We start from the raw sequence: 22,066 nt of genomic DNA, 5'->3' as shown, positions 1-22,066 counted from the left end.
TGAAAGCCAGTCCTGCAAAACTAACATAATAACTATTTAGAAAAAGGGCGCGACTTCAGAAAATTTCCCATAGCCCACCCTTTTATACTAACTTTATTTTGATTTGATATAATTTTTCCCGATTGCTTTAGGTCCAGATGCTTTTCCTAAGAAAACAACTAAAACAACAATGGTTAACACATACGGTGCTGCTTGTAGATAAACAGCTGGTATTGATGAAATAACTGGTAGATTTGAGCCCGCAATACTGATATTTTGCGCAAAACCAAAGAACAAGGCTGCGCCCATCGCGCCAAGTGGATTCCATTTACCAAAAATCATCGCTGCCATTGAAATAAATCCTTGTCCGGCAATCGTTGTAACTGCAAAACGTCCAGCAATCGTTTGAGCGAATACAGCTCCTCCGATCCCACCTAAAAAGCCAGAGATCAAAACACCCGCATAGCGCATAACGTACACATTGATTCCAAGTGTATCTGCTGCTTGGGGATTTTCACCCACTGAACGAAGGCGTAATCCAAAGCGCGTTTTAAATAAAACAAACCAAGAAATAATGGCCACGATAATCGCCACGAAAGCTGGCAAGGTGGTTTGTTTGAAGAATAAATCACCTAAAATCGGAATATCCTTCAAAATAGGAAATGAAAAGTAACCAAATGATTCTGTGATTGTATCTGTTTGCCCTTTTCCATAAATTACTTTGATCAAGAATATTCCAAGAGCAGGTGCCATTAAATTGACTACAGTTCCACTGATGATATGATCTGCTCTTAAATTGATTGTCGCGACTGCATGAAGCAGTGAAAATAACATGCCAACCACACCTCCGACTAAACAAGCGAGCCACGGTGTTGCTGCGCCAAACGTTTCAGCAAAGGTTAAGTTAAATACAACGGAACTAAAGGCACCCATGACCATGATTCCTTCAAGTCCTACGTTTACAATACCACTACGTTCGGAAAAAGTCCCACCCAGAGCCGTAAAAACTAAAGGAGTAGAATAAACCAACGTTTGTGTAATAATCGGCGCTAATACAGCGATTAATGCAATATCCATTAGATTTTGCCTCCTTCTTGACTTGTCGAATCTGATTTTCCAACTAATTCTTCCACAATCGCTACTTCTTTTTTATTTCCTGAAGCTTTCGCTAATAAGAAGCGAATCAAATAGCTGATTGCAACAAAGAAAATGATTGCAGCGATCACAACATCCACTAATTCGATGGGAACACCTGCGCGAAGCGGCATTCCTTGACCACCAAGTTTCAGCACACTGAAAAGAATCGCAGATAGGAATATTCCAATTGAACTTCCTGCTCCCAGTAAAGAAATCGCCATTCCATCAAATCCAATACTCAATGAAGATCCTTGAACAAAGAAGTTGCCAAATGTGCCTAGTCCAAGAACGACACCGCCAAGACCAGCTAAAGTTCCTGAAATAACCATTGACATCACGATTGTCCGTTTACTACTCATACCAGCATATTCAGAAGCAAATGGGTTCAACCCAACTGAACGAATTTCATAGCCCAAAGTCGTTTTCTTCATAAGGAACCATATTAAAACTAAGAAAACAAGCGCCATAAAAATCCCAATATTCAAACGTGACCCGCTACTCAATTCTTTTAGGAAACCTGTACGTAAGCTAGCATTTTCTCCAATTACTTTTGTAACCCCTTTATTCGTCATTAAATCTTTTGCCATCACATTATTAACAATGTGGGTACTTGTATAAAGAAAAACATAATTCAACATAATCGTCACGATTACTTCACTTGTCCCAAAGAAAGCGCGTAGCAAACCTGGGATGGCAGCTGCCAAAGCGCCTGCTAAAGCGCCCGCGAGTACCGCCAACGGCAGAACAACCATTCGAGGGGCATCTGGCATAGCAAGTGCTACCCAAATACTTGTTACCCAACCGCACAAGGCTTGCCCTGAAAGACCGATGTTAAAGAATCCTGCTGAATTTGCTACCGCAAATCCTAATGCTGTAAAAATCAAAGGCCCTGCTGTTACAAAAATTTCCCCGATACTTTTTGGACTTTGAAACGCAGTCTGGAGCATCGCTTGGTATCCAGCAATCGGATTTTGACCTGAAATCAACATAATAATTGCACCGAGAATAAATCCCATCAATACTGATAAAATAGGAACTAAAACATTCCGTAATGTTTCTGATCGATTATTCAACTGCCTCACCTGCCTTTTGACTTAATTCGGCTCTAGCTTCTTCTAATGAATAACCAGCCATTAATAACCCTAATTCATTTTCGCTCGTTTCGTTTGGATCAACGATTCCGACGATTTTCCCTGCATGAATAACCGCAATACGATCGGAAACATTTAAAATTTCATCTAATTCAAAACTCACGACTAATACCGCTTTGTCTTTATCTCTTTGCTCAATCAAGCGTTTATGGATGTATTCGATCGCCCCAACATCTAATCCACGAGTGGGTTGCGAAACAATCAATAAATCTGGATTACGATCGATTTCTCGAGCAATGATTGCTTTTTGTTGATTTCCTCCTGATAAGGCTTTGGCAGGAACCAATTCGTTTACTGTACGCACATCATATTCTTCAATCAATCTACGCGCATATGAATTGATCTGATTATAGTTCAAAACACCTGTATTACTTAATGGTTTTTTATAGTAGGTTTGTAACGCAATATTTTCAGCTAAGGTCATATCTAAAATCAAACCATACTTATGGCGGTCTTCTGGCACATGACCAACGCCTGCTTCTGTAATTGCACGAGGTTGTTTGTTTGTGATCGTCGTTCCTCGTAATTCAACTGATCCACTTTCTGCTTTACGTAGTCCAGTTAGAGCTTGAATCAGTTCTGTTTGTCCATTTCCGTCGATTCCAGCGATACCAACCACTTCACCTGCTCGCACATCTAAACTAAGACTTTTAACAGCTTCTAATCCACGACTTTCTTTAACGACCAACTCTTTGATTGAAAGAACTACTTCTTTAGGATCAGCCACTTTCTTTTCTGTTTTAAAGGAGACAGAACGGCCAACCATCATATCTGCTAATTGTTGTGAAGAGACATCTTTGACATTTACCGTATCAATACTTTGGCCACGACGAATAACTGTACAACGATCTGCTACTTTTTTAATTTCGTCTAATTTGTGGGTAATCAAGATGATTGATTTGCCTTCTTGAACAAGCCCGCGCATGATTTCCATCAACTCATCAATCTCTTGAGGAGTCAAAACGGCTGTTGGCTCGTCAAAAATTAAAACATCTGCACCACGGTATAACGTTTTCAGAATTTCTACACGTTGTTGTGCACCAACCGAGATGTCACGAATATAGGCACTTGGATCCACTGATAGACCATATTGTTCAGAAACTCGCTTGATTTCTGTCGTTGCTTTTTTGCGATCCAACACACCTGCATTCGTCGGTTCACTACCTAAAATGATGTTTTCAGTTACAGTAAAGGCATCTACCAACATGAAATGTTGATGAACCATCCCGATTCCTAAACGATTTGCTGTAGTTGGTCCATTGATCGATACTTTTGAACCATTCATAAATATTTCACCTGATGTTGGTTCTAATAAACCAGATAAAATGTTCATTAAGGTAGATTTCCCAGCGCCGTTTTCCCCTAGCAAAGCATGGATTTCTCCAGGCCGGACAGTTAAGTTGATATTATCATTAGCCTTAAAAGTCCCGAACTGCTTAGTGATATTGCGCATCTCAATTACATAGTTTTCCTGAGCCACATTTTTCACTTCCTAACAATTTAATCACTTGCATCATCTATTAATACAGTACTTCTTAAAAATAAAGTAGCTTTTAGGCACTTAAAGAAAGAAAATGAATGGTTGTATGATTCGTTTTCCTTCTTTAAAAGCTTAATAAAGTCTTAGCGCTGCTATTACCACAGCGCTAAGCGTAGAAATCTATTCTTTTACATCTTTTGGTACTTCTGGAACAGTGATTTTTTCAGCGATGATTTCTTCTTTCGCTGTATCAACAGCTTTTTGTGCTTCGTCTGATAAGTAGCCTTTTGTCAAATCAACACCGCCATCTTTCAAACCGTAAACTAAGTGTTCGCCACCAGGGAATTTATCTTCTAATGCACGATTAGAGATATCTTGTACCGCAGCACCTACACCTTTAAGAGTTGATGTTAAAGTGAAGTTGTCTTCTTTACCGTCTTTTGTTTTGTATTTGCCTTCTTTATCTTGGTCGCTATCTACACCGATAACCCAAACTTTTTCTTTTGAACCTGTTTCATTTAAGTCTTTTGCTTCTTGGAAAACACCTTGACCTGTACCGCCGGCAGCGTGATAAATAATATCAGCGCCTTTTTGGTACATAGAAGCAGCTAATGCTTTCCCTTTGGCAGGATCACCAAATGAAGCAGCGTATTCAACTTCAACTTTTATATCTTTTTTCAATTCTTTTGCTGTATCGTTTACACCTTGGTGGAAACCAGCTTCAAAACGGTCGATTACTGCGCCTTCTTCACCACCGATAAATCCTACAGTGTTTGTTTTTGTTGTGTGTGCTGCTGCCACGCCAGCTAAATATGCAGCTTCTTGGTCTTTAAATGTTGCAGATACTACATTATCTTTTCCTTCGATAACACTATCAACGATACCAAATTGTGTATCTAAATTTGCATCAGCTGCAGTACTGATAGAATCAGCTAGCAGATAGCCAATACCAAAGACTGTTTTAAATCCGTTAGAAACAGCTGTATCAATGTTTGTTACATATTCTGAAGCATCATTTGATTGAATATAATCAAAGCCATTTGCTCCTTTTTTCAAATCATGTTCTTTCCCCCAAGCTTGTAACCCTTCCCAAGCTGATTGGTTGAACGAGCGATCATCTACACCACCGATATCAGTAACGATAACAACGCTGTGATCTGCGTCCCCACCTGCTGATTTTCCATCTGTTGAATCTTTTTTACCCCCACCACATGCCGCTAACGCAAGTGTTAATGCCAGTGCAGTCAAGCCAAAACCAAATAATTTTGCTTTTTTCATCTCTGTAAAGCCCCCTAAAATAGTTTTATATTTTCAACAGCCGGATGACTGAATGAAACAAGATAATAATGAAACAACTCTCTCTTCGTTCGTCTTGTACTTTTCAACATCAAATCACTTTGTTCTTTGTGTTTCCAAGCAATGAAACAACTCTCTCTTCGTTCGTCTTGTACTTTTCAACATCAAATCACTTTGTTCTTTGTGTTTCCAAGCAATGAAACAACTCTCTCTTCGTTCGTCTTGTACTTTTCAACATCAAATCACTTTGTTCTTTGTGTTTCCAAGCAATGAAACAACTCTCTCTTCGTTCGTCTTGTATTTTTCAACTTCAAAATAACGAATGGAAGCAACGTTCCTTTCAGTCACCTTGTACCAATCAACATCAACTCAAAATTTCGTTGTGTTTCTTGGCATGTTTCTAAGCAAAGTGGAATGAACCGCTCAGACCTCGAACAACCAAAGTAGGTGCCTTTTTACATCAACTCTTTTCATTCGTTGTGTAGCAAAGCAATTTGTCTATTTGTTGAGAGGTTTGGTTCATGTAGCTAGATCTTATAAGTCTTTTTCCGTAAATGCATAAGGCAGTAGCTCGCCCACGGTCATTTCCTTAGACACGCCATGTTCACCAACTAATGTGACCGGCATTTCAGGCGTACAAAATTCAGCCATCACTTGACGGCATGCACCGCACGGAGAAATCGGTTCAGGTGTATTTCCTGCAATCACTAAATGTTGAAACTCTCGTTCCCCTTCTGAAACAGCCTTGAAGATCGCTGTCCGCTCAGCACAATTCGTCAATCCATATGAAGCATTTTCGATATTGACTCCTTGGTACGTTTTTCCTTCTTTGGTAACAAGGCACGCACCCACTGGAAAGTGTGAGTAAGGCACGTATGCTTTTGTTAACGCATCATCCGCAATAGCTAACCATTCTTGTTTTGCTGTCATTTGTCCGCCACTTTCTTCTTTAAATTAATAGCCTGTTCCTGTAGCGCCTTCCATGATTGCAACACCAGCACTTGTTCCGATACGTGTAGCCCCAGCTTCGATCATAGCGCGTGCTTCAGCTTCATTATGGATACCACCTGAAGCTTTCACACCCATATCAGGTCCGACGGTCTCACGCATCAATTTAACATCTGCGATAGTTGCTCCACCTGTTGAAAAACCAGTTGATGTTTTAACAAAATCGGCACCTGCTTCTTTGGCAAGCGTACACACTTTGATCTTTTCTTCATCTGTGAGTAATGCCGTCTCGATGATGACTTTAACTAAAGCTTTACCTTTAGCCGCATCAACAACTGCTTGAATATCTTTTGATACTTTTTTGTATTGCTTCGATTTCAATGCCCCGACATTGATGACCATATCCACTTCTGTTGCACCATTGTTGATCGCATCTGTTGCTTCATACGCTTTGACTTCTGATGTATTGGCACCTAAAGGAAACCCAATTACCGTACACACATCAACAGAAGTTCCTGCTAAGCGTTCTTTGGCCAAAGCAACCCAGCACGGATTAATACAAACCGAGAAGAATTCGTGTTTTTTCGCTTCTTCAATAATTCGTAAAACATCCTCTTCATTTGCATCTGCTTTTAAAATAGTGTGGTCAATCATTTGATTTAATTCCATTATTTTTTACACTTCCTTTATGCTGTTATTATATCATGGATCAGCTCAGGTTCAGTGCCAGAACTGCCGATTTCGATATTTTTATATAAAAGTTCTTTTACGTTCTCGATTGATTCTGAATTGGAATAAATAGTTAGCAGTGACTCGCCGGTCTTAACAGGCATACCAACTTTTTTATGAAGTTTAATCCCCACTGAGTGGTCGACCGAATCTTCTTTCGTTGCACGTCCTGCACCTAAAAGCATCGCGGCGATACCAATTTCATTGGCAACGATTTTTTGTACGACTCCTGCTGTTTTTGCTGGTAATTCTATTTGATATTTAGCCGTTAATAACCGCTCTGGAGCCTCGATGATACTCTCTTCTCCACCTTGATTACGGATCATTTCGCGGAATTTATCCAGCGCTTTGCCAGATTCCAACGCTTCTTTTAGCATTGCTCGTGCTTCATCTAATGTATCTGCTTTTTTAGCTAAAACAACCATTTGACTTCCTAATATATAGCACATTTCCATTAAATCTTCTGGTCCTTTACCGCGAAGCGTCTCAATCGCTTCAACAACTTCTAAACTATTGCCGATTGCTTCGCCTAGTGGTTGAGACATATCTGAGATGACTGCCATTGTTTGACGGTTGGCTAAGTGCCCGATCCGAACCATTGTTTCAGCTAAGCGACGTGCTTCATCAATATTTTTCATGAACGCACCTTCACCTGTTGTTACATCCAGCACGATTGCATCGGCACCCGCTGCAATTTTTTTACTCATAATCGAACTTGCAATCAACGGTATCGAATTAACGGTGGCTGTAACGTCCCGCAACGCATATAATTTTTTATCGGCTGGTGCTAAATCGCCAGACTGACCAATGACTGCTACATGGCTTTCATTTACCAAACGAATAAAATCTTCATCTGGTATTTCCACATGAAATCCAGGAATTGCTTCTAATTTATCCAACGTACCACCGGTATACCCAAGTCCTCTACCAGACATTTTTGCTACACTAACACCCACACTTGCAACAAGAGGTGCTAAAATCAAGGTCGTTGTATCACCGACACCACCAGTAGAATGTTTATCTACTTTGATTCCTTGAATCGATGAAAGATCGATCATCTCGCCTGAATTAGCCATTGCCAATGTCAGGGTGGTAATCTCTTCGTCCGTCATATCTTTATAGAAGACAGTCATTAAAAATGCGCTCATCTGATAATCTGGAATATCCCCTTTGGTATAGCCAGACACAATGAATTGAATCTCTTCATCTGTTAAGGCCTGTCCATCACGTTTTTTCTCGATCAAATCTACCATTCTCATGCTTTTTTCCTCCGAATCAATCCCCAAGGATGTATTATACACTAAAATCATTCAGGTTAAAACCTTTTAGTAAAACAGTTTACTAACGCTTACATAAAATGTAACCGCTTATAAAACGAACATTAAATCAAATCACTCTGATTGTCAATCGATTTCGTACTATTTCTTAAAATAAATGTTGTATCGAAAATTTTATTCGGAATTTTTTTCTCAGGATCGTTGATTGACTCGACCAAAAATTGTGCTGCATAAAAGCCGATATCAAAACTGGGTTGATAAACAGTTGTTAGTCCTGGTACCAAATATTCTGAAATCTCCAATCCATCAAATCCAATAACAGAAATATCATCAGGAATTTTCTTGCCGGACTCTTCAATTGCCTGATACGCTCCCATTGCCATTTCATCATTTCCACAAAAAATAGCTGTAATCGCAGAATTTTTTAATACACCTTTCGCTGCCGTATAACCACCACCCAAATTCAAATCTCCGCTACTCATATATTCTTCCCTTACTGGGATTCCATGATCTTTTAAAGCATGCTGATATGCAGTCACTCTTTCCGTCAATTGATAGTAACCATCATTTTCTTTTAGCATAGCAATATGTTTATGACCTTGTTGGATCAGCGACAAAACCGCTTGATATGCCCCTTCATATTCTTTCACGATCAAGCGACCACTTTCTCTTGGATTGATGCCTCGATCGACAAGAATCACAGGAACTTTTCGTTTACTTTTATTACGTAAAATATGAGTAGCAGGTAAAATGTGAGGGGTTGCAAAAATAATCCCATCCACAGAGCGATGAACAAGTTCTGTAACGTACTGTGTTGCTTTCTCCTCATCGTGTTTCGAATTACATAATAAAATCATATAACCTAATGAATTTAGGTACGTTTCAACTCCCTCAATTACTTTTGCAAAGAAAAAATCGGTCACATCAGGTACAACCATGCCAATTGTTTTTGAGTGACGCGTAATGAGGTTTGAGGCAAAATAATCTGGCTTGTAATCATATTTTTCTACTACAGCTAATACTTTATTTCTCGTTTTTTCACTGAAGCGGCTGCCTTTGTTATTGATGATTTGGGATACTGTTGTGACAGAGACACCCGCCATATCTGCAATTTCTTTAATAGTCAACTTCATTTTTATTCTCCCTTTATTGTCAAGCTCTACCAACCATATCAACGTTTTCAAAATACGTATCGAGTGATTCTAGTTTATCAGAATTTATTAGAATAAAATAGTTTAAGCAAAAAGTTTACAAAGTTTAGCACAAAAACAGCCTAATTTTATTTCCCACGGTTTAGTTAGCCTCAATTTGACAGAGCTCGCGTGGCATGTTAAAGTCTTCAAAATACTTATCGACGAGACGAATAGTACTAAAAAAAAAGAGAGGATGATATGGTGAAACGAGAGCACGTCAAAAAACTACCAAAAATAGAGCTGCATTGTCATTTAGACGGTTCTATACGCCCCGAAACTTTACGGAAAATAGCAGAACCGCAAGGCATTTCCTTACCCGTTGATGATGATCAATTAAAAAAACAATTAGTTGCTCCTGCCGATTGTCAAAACTTAAATGATTACTTAGAACGTTTTGATTTAGTGTTGTCCTGTCTACAAACTGAAGCAGCTTTAACAACCGCCACACTCGATGTTATTCATCAGGCAGCGGAAGAACATATCCAGTACATCGAAATCCGTTTTGCGCCCTCCCTTCATACTGAAAAAGGACTTTCTCTACCTAAAGTAATCAAGGCTGTATTATCAGGTCTCCAACAAGGACAACAACGTTTCGGTGTAAAAAGCAATGCCCTGCTATGCGGTATGCGACACGAAGACTCTGCAGCTATTGAGAAAATTGTTCAATTAGCTGAATCATTCAAAACAGAGGGGATCGTAGGCTTTGATCTAGCTGGAAATGAACTGGATTTTCCACCTTATACGTTTGAAGAGACGCTAGAGTTAGTCAATCAATTGACGATTCCTTTAACACTTCATGCAGGTGAATGTGGATGTGGAAAAAATGTTGCTGATGCAGTTTATTTAGGCGCTAAACGAATTGGGCACGGTATCGCTGTAAAAGACACACCTGAATATTTTTCTTTATTGCGAGACAAAAATATTTTGATAGAAATGTGTCCTACCAGTAACTTTCAAACGAAGACCGTTACTAAATTAGCAGATTATCCTTTCCAAACATTTATTGATGCTGGCATCAACGTCTGTATCAATACCGACAATCGTACCGTTTCTGATACAACGTTAACAGATGAATATATGAAACTTCATGAATGGTACGGCATTACTTATGCAGATATGGAGCAATTGAATCATAATGCAGTAAATGGCGCATTTATTCCCGAACATGAAAAACAAGTTCTTCATGAACAATTAAAAAATGAGTATTAATTTACTATACAACCGAAACGATACATTATTTGTCTTCACAGTTAAATAGCCAGTAACAACTCTTCCGTGTTATACAATAAACCGATCAACTCGAACAGAGTGAAGAATCTGCAACTTTATCAAAACACAAAAATCGCTGGCAACAAGACTCTATATATTTCAGGACAAACACCTCAAACTATCTAAGATCAAACAAAAGGGGTGCTTGATAGAATCACAGCTGCTTTAGAAGAACATCATTTGACGGTAAATAACTTAGTAAAAATCACGATTTATATTACGGGTGTTGGGTATTTGCCGGGTGAGAGAAGTAAGTTAATTGAGTCTGTAGGTGAGTCAAAACCAACCTCTACATTAGTTGTTGGCGCTGGATTGATCGACCCAGATTTCAAAGTAGAAATCGATAGAATCGCAGCTTTTTAACGATAAAAAATAGACACTCGTATACAGCAGAACGTTTACGAGTGTCTATTTAACTATGCTTCTTTCACGCTTCTTAAAATATAGTATCCTTTATCTTTTGTGACAATCTCAACATTCCCAAAAACTTCTGACATTTTCTTCTCAGCACTTGGTGCACCTTGTTTCTTTTGGATCACGACAGTCAACGTCCCACCGACTAACAGTCTCGGATGCGCTTCACTTAAAATTTCATGAACGACTTTTTTCCCAGCTCGGATCGGTGGATTGCTGATGATTGCAGCGTATTGCTGTTCATGGGTATCAGCGTAGATATTTGAGGTATGGATATCAACATTTTCCACATGATTTTTCTTCGCATTTTCTTGCGCTAAAGCGACTGCTCGCTGATTAACATCGATCATTTCTACCGTTCTTCCACTGAACGAAGCCAACGTTAAACCGATTGGACCGTAACCGCAACCGACATCCAGCAATTGGCCTTCGGGAAGATTTTCCCACTCAAACACATCAATTAACACACGAGAACCAAAGTCCACTGTATTACGGGAAAACACTCCGCTATCGGTTAAAAACTGGAATTTCTTTCCTTTTAATTCAAACGACCACTGCTCTAAATTATGAGCTAAATCTGGATTTTCTGTATAATAATGATTATTCATTTTCTTCTTCCTAACTATTTTCTTTTGTCACCAGTCTACCTTTTATTTCACGAACAATCAAGGCAGCTAATAAGTCATAACCGGTTTTAGAAAAATGAAGTCCGTCTGCTTGTAAAAATTCATCTGTGCCGGGGTAAACCACCATTGCTTTGTATAAATCAATAACAGGAATTTCATATTTAGCGCCGATCACTTTCACTCGTTCGACATATTCACGAATCCGATCATCAGCACGTGTTGGTTTTCTAGCGCAATCTACATAAGGCGGTGTGAGTAAAATCACTTTTTCTTTGCCGATTTTAGTAATCATTGTTTCGATGTTTTCTGCGTATTTTTCTAACGGCACTAGGTTGTCACTATTCGTATCATTGGCACCGAAAAAGATCGTTACGATGTCAGCTTTTTCTGCTAAGACTTCTTTTTTCAAACGTTTCATTGCGTCTTTTGTCGTATCTCCTGGCATCCCCGCATTTACGATTGTGACTTCTTCATATTGTTTATTCGTCAACTCTTCTATAATCAGATTTTGCAAAATCGGCGTGATGGCTTCTTCGCCATATCCAGCTGTGATACTATCTCCAAATAAAACGATTTTTTTCATCAAGCATTTTCCTTTCTTAACTCGTTTTCTTTATTTATCATACCATTGAAAAAGCCGTTTTGCTGAGGCAAAGAATTATTTTAGGAATTGGTGTTAGGTCTAGCTAAATTGTGTTAAAATAGGAGCAGAAATAAATGTTGGCTTTGGTGGAGGAACCGATGGACGATAAAATGAATTATTACCCCATTTCACGGAAGGAATGGCAGGGCTTCTATCATAACGGCAAAGCGCCGCTGACAGAAGAAGAATTAGAAGATATTAAAGGCTTCAATGATCAAATTTCATTGCAGGATGTGCAGGACATTTATGTGCCACTGACCCATCTGATTCATTTATATATGAAAGAATTTGAGTCTTTAACTGTTAGCAAAGGGCTATTTTTGCATGAATATGTGCCTGTTCCGCCTTTTATCATCGGGATCGCTGGTAGTGTGGCTGTTGGGAAAAGTACCACCGCTCGCTTACTGCAGCTAATTTTATCCAGAACCTTTAAACGCCGCAATGTCCAACTGATTACAACGGATGGTTTTCTGTATCCGAATAAAGTATTGGAAGAAAAGGGCATTATGGATCGGAAAGGATTTCCAGAGAGCTATGACATGGAAAAGTTGATCGACTTTTTAAACCAAGTCAAAAATAGCCAAGAAGAAATCAAAGCACCACTTTATTCTCATAGTGTATATGATATTATCGAAGGCGAATATGAAGTGATCCAACAACCAGATATTCTGATCGTTGAAGGAATCAACACACTGCAATTGCCTGCCAATCAGCAGATTTACGTCAGCGACTTCTTTGACTTCTCCGTCTTTGTGGATGCTGAACCAAAGTTGATTGAAAAATGGTACCTTGAACGTTTTGGTGCCTTACTTGATACGGCTTTTCTTGATCCAGATAATTACTATTATCAATATGCGATCGGAAATCGTGACGATGCCTTTGCGATGGCAAAAGAAGTTTGGAAAACGGTGAATTTGAAGAACTTAGAGGAATATATCTTGCCAACTCGAGGCAGAGCGGATATTATACTTCATAAGACTGAAAATCATATCATTGATGAGATATTTATGCGGAAGTATTAAAGAAACATGTAACACTTAACTTGATTCTAAAGGGGTCAGAATTTTCCTAACGGAAAATTCTCCATAAACGGTGTAAAAAAAGCAGGTTCTTTGCTTTGAAACACAAAGAGCTTAGCGATTTGATGTTGAAAAGTACAAGACGCAACATTTGCGTGTTGTTCCTTCTTGGCTCGAACCTAAACGCTTTTTTTACAACCTCTTTTTAGATAAATCTAAATGGATAGGGGTAATAAATGTGACCAATGTTGCCGATTTGACAACTGTCGAAAAAATTATTGTTTTAGACTTTGGTAGTCAATATAACCAATTGATTACTCGACGTATTCGTGAATTTGGCGTGTTCTCAGAGTTATTGAGCCACCGAATCACAGCGGATGAAATCCGTGCCATGGCACCAAAGGGAATTATTTTCTCTGGTGGCCCAAATAGTGTTTATGATGAAAATGCGTTTAGTATCGATCCTGAAATCTATGAATTAGGCATTCCAATTCTAGGGATTTGTTACGGTATGCAACTAATGATGCATAATTTAGGCGGAAAAGTTGAGCCTGCTGGCAACCGTGAATACGGCAAGTCAGAGCTATCACTTTTGATTCCTGATTCACCTATTTTTAAAGGAACACCTGAAAAACAAATCGCTTGGATGAGTCATGGTGACCTAGTCGCTGCTATCCCTGATAGCTTTGAAACGGTGGCAACTAGCGCAGATTGTCCGTTTGCAGCAGTTGAAGATACAGCTCGCAACCTTTACGGTGTGCAATTCCATCCAGAAGTTCGTCATTCTGAATATGGGAATGACTTATTACGTCACTTTACGTTTGATATTTGTCATTGCGAAGGCGACTGGACAATGGGCAACTTCATTGAAATGGAAATCAACAAAATCCGCGAACAAGTCGGTGATAAAAAAGTGCTTCTTGGCCTTTCAGGCGGCGTGGATTCAAGCGTTGTTGGTGTGCTTTTACAAAAAGCTATCGGCGATCAATTGACTTGTATCTTTGTAGATCATGGTTTATTGCGCAAAGGTGAAGCAGAACAAGTAATGGATAGTTTAGGCGGAAAATTCGGCTTGAACATTATTAAAGTAGATGCAAAAGAACGTTTCTTAGATAAATTAGCTGGCGTTTCTGATCCAGAGAAAAAACGTAAAATCATTGGGAATGAATTCGTTTATCTTTTCGATGATGAAGCGACAAAACTTGATGGAATCGACTTCCTAGCACAAGGTACCCTTTATACAGATATCGTAGAAAGCGGAACTGAAACAGCGCAAACAATCAAATCTCACCATAACGTGGGCGGATTGCCAGAAGATATGCAATTTGAATTGATCGAACCATTGAATACTTTATTTAAAGATGAAGTTCGTGCATTAGGGATCGAATTAGGCATGCCTGAAGCGCTTGTTTGGCGCCAACCATTCCCTGGTCCTGGTTTAGGGATTCGTGTTCTTGGTGAAATTACCGAAGAAAAATTAGAAATCGTGCGTGATTCTGATGCGATTTTACGTGAAGAGATTGCCAATGCTGGTTTAGATCGTGATATTTGGCAGTACTTTACTGTGTTACCTGGCATCCGTAGTGTGGGTGTAATGGGTGATGGCCGTACGTATGATTATACTGTGGGGATTCGTGCAGTGACTTCGATTGATGGAATGACAGCTGATTTTGCGAGAATTCCTTGGAATGTGTTGCAGAAGATTTCTGTGCGGATCGTGAATGAAGTGGATCATGTGAATCGGATTGTTTATGATATTACGAGTAAGCCACCTGCTACTGTTGAGTGGGAGTAAAAGAAAAGCGTGTAGACCCCTTTAATCATAAGGGTTCTACACGTTTTTTTTGATATAGCGTAATCATTTTACAACCAATCGACCAACAATTAATTTTTATAGTCAATCTTAAAATAACTTCATAAATTTTACCGTACATTATTTTTCCAATAACTAAGATGATTTCTTATGAATCCGTTTCTAACTATTTCTCACAATTAAAGGATTGACTCTTTTTAATTCAGTTGGGATAATCAGTATATAGTAATATTATTTTTACATATCTATTCCTGTACCAACACCTTGATAATTAAAGGAGCGTGAAGCTTTGAAAAAGAAAAAATGGTTCCTTGGTTTACTTGTACTTATACTAATTGGAGGTGGCAGCTTGTTTACTTTTAATCAAAATGCGAAGGAAAGAAAAGAGCAACAGATTATCGATATGGAAACAATAACTGCAAAACAAATTAAAAATACCTTTGCAAATGTGGCGGAAATTGAATTCGATGAGAAATACGGTGAAAATAAATTAACTGGTTATACTTTAGTTATGGTTACTATAACTACTAGTTCTGGAGAAAGTTCATATATTGGGGTAGAAATGGCTACGAATAATAGAGATAGGCTATTGGAGTCTTATTCTGGTAAGGTTGAATTTGAAAAAGGGATTACAGAAAATAAAGTTAAAGTGATTTTCTCAAATAAAGACGAAGGGAATTTATAATGGCTACAGAAAAAGAATTGAGGGATATGAATAAAGAGGTTTACAAAGTTGATCCTAACTATAAAGATAATGGGAATAAAATTAAATACACTGATAAAACTGATAGTCAAAGGAGCATGAGGCTTTGAAAAAGAAAAAATGGTTTATTACTTTACTTGTACTTATATTAATTGGAGGTGTTAGTTTGTTTACTTTTAATCAAAATGCGAAGGAAAGAAAAGAACAGCAAGTAATAAAAATGGAAACAACTGTTGTTAAACTAATAAAAGATAGATTTGCAGATGTGAAAGTTGTAGATTTTATTTCCGAAATGTCAGGAGGATACAATGATAAAACTGGCTATTGGACTTTTACTGTGAATATTACAACCGATAAGGGTACTTCTAGTCCTGGAACAATACATTTTTCGAGCAATCAACAGACGGAGTTAGGTGCTTTCGGGCCCATTGATTCTGATTTTGATAAAATTGTCCTGAATGGAAAAACACAGGACAAAGTTAAGGTAATTTATTCAAATGGTTCTGAAAGTGAGGTGTAAACGTGGCTACAGAAGAACAGTTAAAAGACTTGAATGAAATTTTATATTCAGTTGACCCAAATTTTAAAGATAACGGGAAACCAGTTAAGCAATTAGAAAAAAATACAATTTTCGAAACTACTGATAAGCAAAGGTATAAAGTACTTTCAGTAAAAGATGGAGATTACAGATTTCAAGGAATGGCTGTAGCACCGATAGTAAACGGTACACCAGATGTATCTCAAGTAACAGTTGTGGCAGCTGGAACGTATCCTGACGATGGAAGAGATTTTAAAGCGGCTTTAAAAGGTATGTCTCCCAACGGTTCTCCTCAAGATGATGTGGCGTTAAAGTATGTTGGTGATCTTATTTCTGATCACCCAGATTGGACGATTAATCAGTTGTCAGGCTATTCTCAATCAGCTTATATGCTAAAAGTAGGCGCTCACTTTAAAATACCAACAACAGTTTTTAGTGGCTGGTTTCAATATCGTTCCTTAACACCAGCGGAGGAAAAATTTATGAAAGAAAATCCTCACTTATTTTTGAATTATCGCCAAAAAAATGATGATGTCACAATATGGAATGACTTTAATACTCGTTTTGGAAATAGCGATGATTTTGGAACAATTGTATGGATAGACGGTAGCAGCCATGCATTAACTAGCTGGGAATTTGATAAAAAAACAGGTCAATTAAAAATTTCAGATAGTTCGGGAAATTCTGAAGGAGCTATGATACAAGCCAGTCATTTTCTGATGCGTGGATTTTTAACTCAATTGACTATGTTAGATCAACTAAAAGCCAAACTAACTGCCAGTGGTGGCGGACTATCAAAGAATGAAAAAATTTATTTAGATGATCAACAGGCGTTACTAGCCGTTAATACAGGGCGAGCAGCTTATCAAAATGCGATGGCTAATGCTATAAAAGTATATCAACAGGCAATTACAGATGCAGAAGATATCTGGCAAGAAACATTACGGGAAGCCCGTTCTCAAATAGAAGTACTCTCTGATAATGAAATGAAGGATAGCTTATCAGCGATAGGAGCTACTGAACAACGAATAGTTGGTGAACCAACAGAATTTTTCCAGCAAAAAATCAATAAAGCAAAAACGATGGATGAAAAATTCGAATCGTTAGCGAAAGAAATCAAGAGTAAAATCGACAAAATGGTTCAAACAGATCAACAACTAGCGCAACAATTAAAGCCTTAAAAAGGAGCTAATAGATGAAAGAGGGACAGATTACAGCCGATTATCAGCGAAAACGCCGTGAACTTGAAGAGGATGAAGATATACTAAAAAATACACAACGAACAGGAGAACAATTGATACAAGAAACGTTATCAGATATTTATCGAATTGTTCAACAATCAGCTGTAGATAGCGAGCCTTTTGATCGGGCAAAACAGTCAATTATGCAAATAGAAAATGACTATCACGAAGAGCTATCAAGAGCAAAAAAACAGCTATATCAACAACAAGAAAAACTTGAACAAGACTATCGAAATGACCTCCAAAAAGCAAATAAAGAATAAGGAGTTGTTCTATTGGAAGAATTAGCAAAAAAATTATTGAAAGAGTTAAAAAAGAATTTAGAAAAAATACGTGTACAAGCAATTGGTTCAGCCAAGATACAGAAATCTCATAACATGAAACAAGAATCTAAGAAACAAAGTGAAACAGCAATAGAAAGTGCTAAAAAGGCATTGTCTTCTTCCTCTCAAACTTTAGAAGGAGCAGTTAAAGGTCAGTTTGGAAAAAAAGTAACAGAAGCTTTTGAGAAGCAACAACAAACTTTAGATAAGCTATCTTCTTAGCATTCAATGATTAAATTGATAACACTCTACTAAAATTGAGTACATTTTAAACAAACTCAAATCACTTAAAATGGCGTAAACTCAACTATTACGTACCGTGTAAAACTAATTTATTTTTGAGTGGGAATAAAAAATAAAATTGAAACTTTTTAGTTGATTTATAAGTTATGAGAAACTTTAGAATATCTAAAAACTTGAATCTCTTTGTCTATCTGACGAAGAGATTCTTTACTATATAATCATCTTTGATCGATTCAACGCTTTATACATTTACAAGAAAGCCAAGCATATGGCCTTCTCATAAAATATTAGTGCACTTTATTAATATAATCTATCAACATGTCACTCCTATTATCTCGAATAATTTGAATATACTTTTCCATATATTCATAATGAATATTGCTATTTTTATACGGAATAGTTATTGAACTATCATAAAATAGCTCTTCGAAATCTCTAACTAAAGAACCTTGATAAAGCTTTTGGTATTTATTTAATTGTACAATAAAATATTCAGCAATATTTTGATTAAATTTGTCGAACAGTGGATAAACTGTTTTAGAAAATTACCCAGCATAAAAATCATGCTCCATATAGAAAAATCGCATTCCTAGCATGCCAATAGCAAGTGAGTTTCCTTTAATTAGATGTTCATCATCTAAATAGTTAACATATCCGGATACACCATTATTAGTTACAGTTCTTGTAAAATATGGATATTCTCCATCATCAGAAAATACAAAACTACTTTTATTTAGCTGAGGGTTTCCTTTCATATTAAATAACTCGCTCACTTTTACAGTTTTTAAGCTGGGACAAATTTCGTTATTCAATTGATTTTTCGACTTGTAGTAGTTTTTAACACAGTATTTCGTTTTACTTTCTTTTTCAGAAAATAGTTTTCCTTCTATTTCTTCCCTATTTGGCATATACTATACTTTTTTCTCTACTTTCTTTTTCGTGCTCTTAAAGAATAGTTACCTTAACTTCTTTTTCCTTAATCTGTGAAAGTTTATTGGTTAAATCCAACTCAGCCTCTTCATCGCTCAAAATATTCGTTGTAAACACCGTAAGACCATGAGTCTCATCACTTACCACCCATTTATTATTTTTCTTTATTGAAAACTCAGTCTCAGATTAAACAAAAATTTTTCATCCGTTTCCCTTTCTTTATTTTGATCAAATTATATCACAATAAATGTATTATAAAATACTAAATGAAAATTATCGATGCTTTTAAGAGATTGCTGTTCAGAGATTTTAAATGAACAGGGTTTACTTATAAAAAGTAAGCGATTATACTAGAGACAGATACCCTACCCAATTGACGTAACGAACGAGGAGCAAAGGATAGTCATTTTATGGTAAATAAACGGAAAGACTGTGAGGGAAAAAGATGAACAATGAAACAATCATTGCATTACTAAATAATAAGGTAAAAAAACAGCTGCAGACAATTGCTTTTGAAAATATTTCAGAGATGAATGGAGATACGAGTACGCTATCTTATGAATATTTACAAGAGAAGCTACTGGTTCGTGGGGAAGGCGGTCTGTGTTATGACTTGAATACATGGTTTTATCATAAACTAAAAGCGTTGAATTTCGAGGTAAAATTGGTCACTGGAACAATCTACGATCAAGAAAAATCTGAGTGGTTTTCGATTAGTCATACACATGTGCTGATTGTTCTTAAACTTGAAGGTAAACACTATCTAGTAGATATCGGCTGTGGTAAAAATAGTCCCGAAGAAATTGTTGAAATTTCAGCAACTGCTGGCGGCGACAACTATCGCGTACAATTAGTGGATAATGAGCACCACTATTTGAAATTTGATGGAGAAAAGTGGCAAACGATTTATAAATTTAATTTGTCTACTCCCGAACTAACCTTTGAGGAATTAACTGAGATTAAGAAAACTATTACGATGGATGGTCGTTCGCCGTTTAACAAAAAATACGTAAGTTTCAAACGTCATGAAACAGGCTATTTTTTATTAACAGAAAAAAATTTATCTGTTACATCTAATGGCGAAACAACTAAATACCCGCTTGAACCGGGGCAGTTAGATAAGGTAAGAGGATTAATTTAGTCATCAAATTAGTGACTCTTTCAAAGAATCAACGTAGTTGCTTTGATAGTATTTAAATGGAACAACAAATGGATGAAGAGGACGAGATAAAAGTGTTTAGATCCGAGAAATAAGAAGGAATTTACAAAAATCATTTTTCGAATTTTTGTGAATTCCAGCTTATTTTCGAAGGATCTGCTTTTTTCTCGCTGTTTATTCGGATTTATGGCACACATCAACATTAAAAATTAGTTTTGTTCCACACTTTCTCTAGTCTAACTATATTCTTTATCCTAAATTTTCAACTCCCTTTTCTACCTCATTCCTAGTTCTTCTATACATATCCATGACCTCTTCTTCTATTCCTCTGACTTTTGCGGGGTATTCTAAGCCCCAATGAATATGCTGAACAGATTAAAAAATAGATTTCTTCATTATAATCGTGACTCTTCATTCTCAAAGTAGTTGTCTTTCCATTTTAATGCTACATTCACCAAGGCGATTAATACAGGGACTTCTACGAGCGGTCCGATAACTGCAGCAAACGCTTCTCCAGAGTTAATCCCAAACACTCCTACAGCTACAGCAATAGCTAATTCAAAGTTATTACTTGCGGCTGTAAATGAAAGGGACGTCGCTACTGGATAACTAGTACCCATTTTTTTAGAGAGTAAAAATGATACAAAAAACATCAAGACAAAGTATAACAGCAGTGGTATCGCTATTCTGATAGCATCCATCGGTAATTCAATGATTTTATCTCCTTTAACAGAAAACATTGTAACAATCGTAAATAATAAGGCCACTAATGTGAGTGGACTGATTTTAGGAATGAAGACCGTTTCATACCATTCTTCGCCTTTTAATCTTGTTAAGGTAAAGTGAGTGATGAACCCCGCAATAAATGGAATATCTAAATAAAAGAAAACACTTTTAGCAATTTCTCCCATTGTGATACTCAGAGTATGTGCTTCTAAACCAAATGCCTTTGGTAATACCGTTAAAAAAAGATAGGCAAAAATAGGATAAAAAATAATTTGGAAAATGGAGTTAAATGCGACTAGGCCTGCAGTATATTCATTATCCCCTTGCGCTAATTCACTCCACACAATGACCATCGCAATACAACGTGCTAAACCAATCATAATGAGGCCCGCCATATACTCAGGGTAATCTTTCAAGAAAATCACCGCTAATAGAAACATTAAAACAGGGCCCACGACCCAATTTTGAAATAAAGACAATAATAGCACTTTCCAATCTTTAAAGACGCGCCCAATTTCATGATACTTCACTTTTGCCAAAGGTGGATACATCATTAATATTAAGCCAATCGCTAACGGAATGGACGTTGTGCCATAAGACATGCTTTCCATTACTTTAGGTACACCAGGAAAAACGTAGCCGACACCTACTCCAATTGCCATTGCTAAGAATATCCACACGGTAAGATATTTGTCTACTATCGACATCTTTTTTGTTACACGATTCATTCTTATTCATCCTCCAACTTCCACCAACACATAGATAAACATCTATGTGTTGATTAAAAAAAATTTTTTTTGCCCGTTTGATCATTCGGCTACTTTATCACTCCATCATATGTTTTGAATGCTTAAAAGCCGAATGATTCTCTGTTATACGTTATTTTTCTGACAAACACAGCTATCTGAGTTAAAAAATAATTGATTAAATTCTTTCATGAATATTTTTAACTCCTCTTGATTTAAACTGTAGTGATGCCACTTGCCTTTTTTCGTCACATGTACAAATCCAGCTTTTTCCAATATTTTCATGTGGTGAGATAAAGTTGGTTGAGTAAAATCAAAGTGGACTAAAATATCACAAGCACACATTTCACCACATGAAAGTAGATCGATAATCTTCATCCTTTTAGGATCCGTTATTGTTTTTAATTTCACTGCATGATCTTCATAATTCATTTTTCCACTTCCCTTTTACTTTAATTCTAAATCATGAAATGACCCGCTAAC

General features: G+C 37.2%; 23 protein-coding genes and 1 pseudogene. 11 read left to right on the top strand and 13 right to left on the bottom strand.

Annotation, left to right across the window (positions count from 1 at the left end):
• Nucleotides 1-93: 93 nt before the first annotated feature.
• The 8 genes from AC1PU0_RS01835 to AC1PU0_RS01800 form a co-directional block, all read right to left on the bottom strand.
• On the bottom strand, nt 94-1,056 hold the full coding sequence (locus AC1PU0_RS01835; RefSeq protein WP_206848408.1) for an ABC transporter permease: 963 nt from the start codon (nt 1,054-1,056) through the stop codon (nt 94-96).
• Nucleotides 1,056-2,189 (bottom strand): ABC transporter permease, encoded by a 1,134-nt coding sequence (locus AC1PU0_RS01830; RefSeq protein ID WP_206848407.1) that lies wholly within the window; start codon nt 2,187-2,189, stop codon nt 1,056-1,058. Before AC1PU0_RS01830 ends, AC1PU0_RS01835 begins: the two co-directional genes overlap by 1 nt.
• Entirely contained in the window at nt 2,182-3,747 is a 1,566-nt protein-coding gene (locus AC1PU0_RS01825; protein ID WP_069654076.1) for an ABC transporter ATP-binding protein, read from the bottom strand. Before AC1PU0_RS01825 ends, AC1PU0_RS01830 begins: the two co-directional genes overlap by 8 nt.
• A gap of 180 nt (nt 3,748-3,927) precedes the next feature.
• The gene (locus tag AC1PU0_RS01820) at nt 3,928-5,025 is read right to left on the bottom strand and encodes a BMP family lipoprotein (protein WP_206848406.1); all 1,098 of its coding nucleotides are present in this window, start codon (nt 5,023-5,025) and stop codon (nt 3,928-3,930) included.
• 552 nt (nt 5,026-5,577) lie between these two features.
• Nucleotides 5,578-5,973 (bottom strand): cytidine deaminase, encoded by a 396-nt coding sequence (locus AC1PU0_RS01815; RefSeq protein ID WP_069654078.1) that lies wholly within the window; start codon nt 5,971-5,973, stop codon nt 5,578-5,580.
• Nucleotides 5,974-5,997: 24 nt separating this feature from the next.
• Complete coding sequence (deoC, locus tag AC1PU0_RS01810) at nt 5,998-6,660, bottom strand: deoxyribose-phosphate aldolase (RefSeq protein ID WP_069654079.1); 663 nt, start codon at nt 6,658-6,660, stop codon at nt 5,998-6,000.
• A 17-nt stretch (nt 6,661-6,677) separates the two neighbouring features.
• Nucleotides 6,678-7,979, bottom strand: a complete 1,302-nt coding sequence (locus AC1PU0_RS01805; RefSeq protein ID WP_206848405.1) for a pyrimidine-nucleoside phosphorylase — start codon at nt 7,977-7,979, stop codon at nt 6,678-6,680.
• A gap of 122 nt (nt 7,980-8,101) precedes the next feature.
• Complete coding sequence (locus tag AC1PU0_RS01800) at nt 8,102-9,130, bottom strand: LacI family DNA-binding transcriptional regulator (protein ID WP_206835411.1); 1,029 nt, start codon at nt 9,128-9,130, stop codon at nt 8,102-8,104.
• A gap of 258 nt (nt 9,131-9,388) precedes the next feature.
• On the opposite strand from AC1PU0_RS01800, the gene add reads away from it, so the two are divergent.
• Nucleotides 9,389-10,399 carry an adenosine deaminase gene (gene add, locus AC1PU0_RS01795; protein WP_206848404.1) on the top strand — a complete coding sequence of 337 codons (1,011 nt, stop codon included), beginning with the start codon at nt 9,389-9,391 and terminating at the stop codon, nt 10,397-10,399.
• 198 nt (nt 10,400-10,597) lie between these two features.
• Nucleotides 10,598-10,822: pseudogene (locus AC1PU0_RS01790) on the top strand (RidA family protein); the annotation flags it as partial.
• A gap of 53 nt (nt 10,823-10,875) precedes the next feature.
• Here AC1PU0_RS01790 and AC1PU0_RS01785 read toward each other — a convergent pair.
• Complete coding sequence (locus tag AC1PU0_RS01785) at nt 10,876-11,481, bottom strand: class I SAM-dependent methyltransferase (protein WP_206848403.1); 606 nt, start codon at nt 11,479-11,481, stop codon at nt 10,876-10,878.
• Nucleotides 11,482-11,491: 10 nt separating this feature from the next.
• On the bottom strand, nt 11,492-12,082 hold the full coding sequence (locus AC1PU0_RS01780) for an SGNH/GDSL hydrolase family protein (RefSeq protein ID WP_206848401.1): 591 nt from the start codon (nt 12,080-12,082) through the stop codon (nt 11,492-11,494).
• 158 nt (nt 12,083-12,240) lie between these two features.
• Between AC1PU0_RS01780 and coaA the strand changes: the two genes are divergently transcribed.
• From coaA to AC1PU0_RS01740, 8 genes are all read left to right on the top strand, one after another.
• On the top strand, nt 12,241-13,164 hold the full coding sequence (gene coaA, locus AC1PU0_RS01775; RefSeq protein WP_069641246.1) for a type I pantothenate kinase: 924 nt from the start codon (nt 12,241-12,243) through the stop codon (nt 13,162-13,164).
• A 235-nt stretch (nt 13,165-13,399) separates the two neighbouring features.
• Nucleotides 13,400-14,956 (top strand): glutamine-hydrolyzing GMP synthase, encoded by a 1,557-nt coding sequence (gene guaA, locus AC1PU0_RS01770; RefSeq protein ID WP_206848399.1) that lies wholly within the window; start codon nt 13,400-13,402, stop codon nt 14,954-14,956.
• Nucleotides 14,957-15,263: 307 nt separating this feature from the next.
• Nucleotides 15,264-15,659 (top strand): hypothetical protein, encoded by a 396-nt coding sequence (locus AC1PU0_RS01765; RefSeq protein WP_206848397.1) that lies wholly within the window; start codon nt 15,264-15,266, stop codon nt 15,657-15,659.
• Nucleotides 15,659-15,787 (top strand): hypothetical protein, encoded by a 129-nt coding sequence (locus AC1PU0_RS01760; RefSeq protein ID WP_277989332.1) that lies wholly within the window; start codon nt 15,659-15,661, stop codon nt 15,785-15,787. The genes AC1PU0_RS01765 and AC1PU0_RS01760 overlap by 1 nt, the downstream gene beginning before the upstream one ends.
• Complete coding sequence (locus AC1PU0_RS01755; protein ID WP_206848395.1) at nt 15,784-16,197, top strand: hypothetical protein; 414 nt, start codon at nt 15,784-15,786, stop codon at nt 16,195-16,197. The genes AC1PU0_RS01760 and AC1PU0_RS01755 overlap by 4 nt, the downstream gene beginning before the upstream one ends.
• Nucleotides 16,198-16,199: 2 nt before the next feature.
• Entirely contained in the window at nt 16,200-17,396 is a 1,197-nt protein-coding gene (locus AC1PU0_RS01750) for a hypothetical protein (protein WP_479998653.1), read from the top strand.
• A 14-nt stretch (nt 17,397-17,410) separates the two neighbouring features.
• Nucleotides 17,411-17,719 (top strand): hypothetical protein, encoded by a 309-nt coding sequence (locus tag AC1PU0_RS01745; protein WP_479998546.1) that lies wholly within the window; start codon nt 17,411-17,413, stop codon nt 17,717-17,719.
• Between the two features lie 12 nt (nt 17,720-17,731).
• Entirely contained in the window at nt 17,732-18,001 is a 270-nt protein-coding gene (locus AC1PU0_RS01740; RefSeq protein ID WP_479998547.1) for a hypothetical protein, read from the top strand.
• A gap of 566 nt (nt 18,002-18,567) precedes the next feature.
• On the opposite strand, the gene AC1PU0_RS01735 is transcribed toward AC1PU0_RS01740, so the two are convergent.
• Nucleotides 18,568-18,930 (bottom strand): restriction endonuclease subunit S, encoded by a 363-nt coding sequence (locus AC1PU0_RS01735; RefSeq protein ID WP_479998652.1) that lies wholly within the window; start codon nt 18,928-18,930, stop codon nt 18,568-18,570.
• Nucleotides 18,931-19,397: 467 nt separating this feature from the next.
• Here AC1PU0_RS01735 and AC1PU0_RS01730 point away from each other — a divergent pair, with 467 nt between their 5' ends.
• A complete protein-coding gene (locus AC1PU0_RS01730; protein ID WP_479998651.1) occupies nt 19,398-20,093 on the top strand; it encodes an arylamine N-acetyltransferase family protein in 696 nt (231 codons plus the stop codon).
• Between the two features lie 413 nt (nt 20,094-20,506).
• Here the strand turns inward: AC1PU0_RS01730 and arsB are convergent, their stop codons facing one another.
• On the bottom strand, nt 20,507-21,565 hold the full coding sequence (gene arsB, locus AC1PU0_RS01725; RefSeq protein ID WP_206848279.1) for an ACR3 family arsenite efflux transporter: 1,059 nt from the start codon (nt 21,563-21,565) through the stop codon (nt 20,507-20,509).
• Between the two features lie 144 nt (nt 21,566-21,709).
• Complete coding sequence (locus tag AC1PU0_RS01720) at nt 21,710-22,015, bottom strand: ArsR/SmtB family transcription factor (RefSeq protein ID WP_111248060.1); 306 nt, start codon at nt 22,013-22,015, stop codon at nt 21,710-21,712.
• Between the last annotated feature and the right edge of the window lie 51 nt (nt 22,016-22,066).

This window comes from Enterococcus sp. XAF26B05_ASV22, assembly GCF_056727285.1.
Note: the sequence above shows the minus strand (reverse complement) of the source record. Positions and strands in the feature narration are given on the sequence as shown.

Excerpts from the sequence above, each read along its gene's own strand:
- AC1PU0_RS01835 (WP_206848408.1), bottom strand. The coding sequence starts at position 1,056 with ATGGATATTGCATTAATCGCTGTATTAGCGCCGATTATTACACAAACG.
- AC1PU0_RS01820 (WP_206848406.1), bottom strand. The coding sequence starts at position 5,025 with ATGAAAAAAGCAAAATTATTTGGTTTTGGCTTGACTGCACTGGCATTA.
- AC1PU0_RS01815 (WP_069654078.1), bottom strand. The coding sequence starts at position 5,973 with ATGACAGCAAAACAAGAATGGTTAGCTATTGCGGATGATGCGTTAACA.
- deoC (WP_069654079.1), bottom strand. The coding sequence starts at position 6,660 with ATGGAATTAAATCAAATGATTGACCACACTATTTTAAAAGCAGATGCA.
- AC1PU0_RS01805 (WP_206848405.1), bottom strand. The coding sequence starts at position 7,979 with ATGAGAATGGTAGATTTGATCGAGAAAAAACGTGATGGACAGGCCTTA.
- AC1PU0_RS01800 (WP_206835411.1), bottom strand. The coding sequence starts at position 9,130 with ATGAAGTTGACTATTAAAGAAATTGCAGATATGGCGGGTGTCTCTGTC.
- add (WP_206848404.1), top strand. The coding sequence starts at position 9,389 with ATGGTGAAACGAGAGCACGTCAAAAAACTACCAAAAATAGAGCTGCAT.
- AC1PU0_RS01785 (WP_206848403.1), bottom strand. The coding sequence starts at position 11,481 with ATGAATAATCATTATTATACAGAAAATCCAGATTTAGCTCATAATTTA.
- AC1PU0_RS01780 (WP_206848401.1), bottom strand. The coding sequence starts at position 12,082 with ATGAAAAAAATCGTTTTATTTGGAGATAGTATCACAGCTGGATATGGC.
- coaA (WP_069641246.1), top strand. The coding sequence starts at position 12,241 with ATGGACGATAAAATGAATTATTACCCCATTTCACGGAAGGAATGGCAG.
- AC1PU0_RS01760 (WP_277989332.1), top strand. The coding sequence starts at position 15,659 with ATGGCTACAGAAAAAGAATTGAGGGATATGAATAAAGAGGTTTACAAA.
- AC1PU0_RS01745 (WP_479998546.1), top strand. The coding sequence starts at position 17,411 with ATGAAAGAGGGACAGATTACAGCCGATTATCAGCGAAAACGCCGTGAA.
- AC1PU0_RS01735 (WP_479998652.1), bottom strand. The coding sequence starts at position 18,930 with ATGCCAAATAGGGAAGAAATAGAAGGAAAACTATTTTCTGAAAAAGAA.
- AC1PU0_RS01730 (WP_479998651.1), top strand. The coding sequence starts at position 19,398 with ATGAACAATGAAACAATCATTGCATTACTAAATAATAAGGTAAAAAAA.
- arsB (WP_206848279.1), bottom strand. The coding sequence starts at position 21,565 with ATGAATCGTGTAACAAAAAAGATGTCGATAGTAGACAAATATCTTACC.
- AC1PU0_RS01720 (WP_111248060.1), bottom strand. The coding sequence starts at position 22,015 with ATGAATTATGAAGATCATGCAGTGAAATTAAAAACAATAACGGATCCT.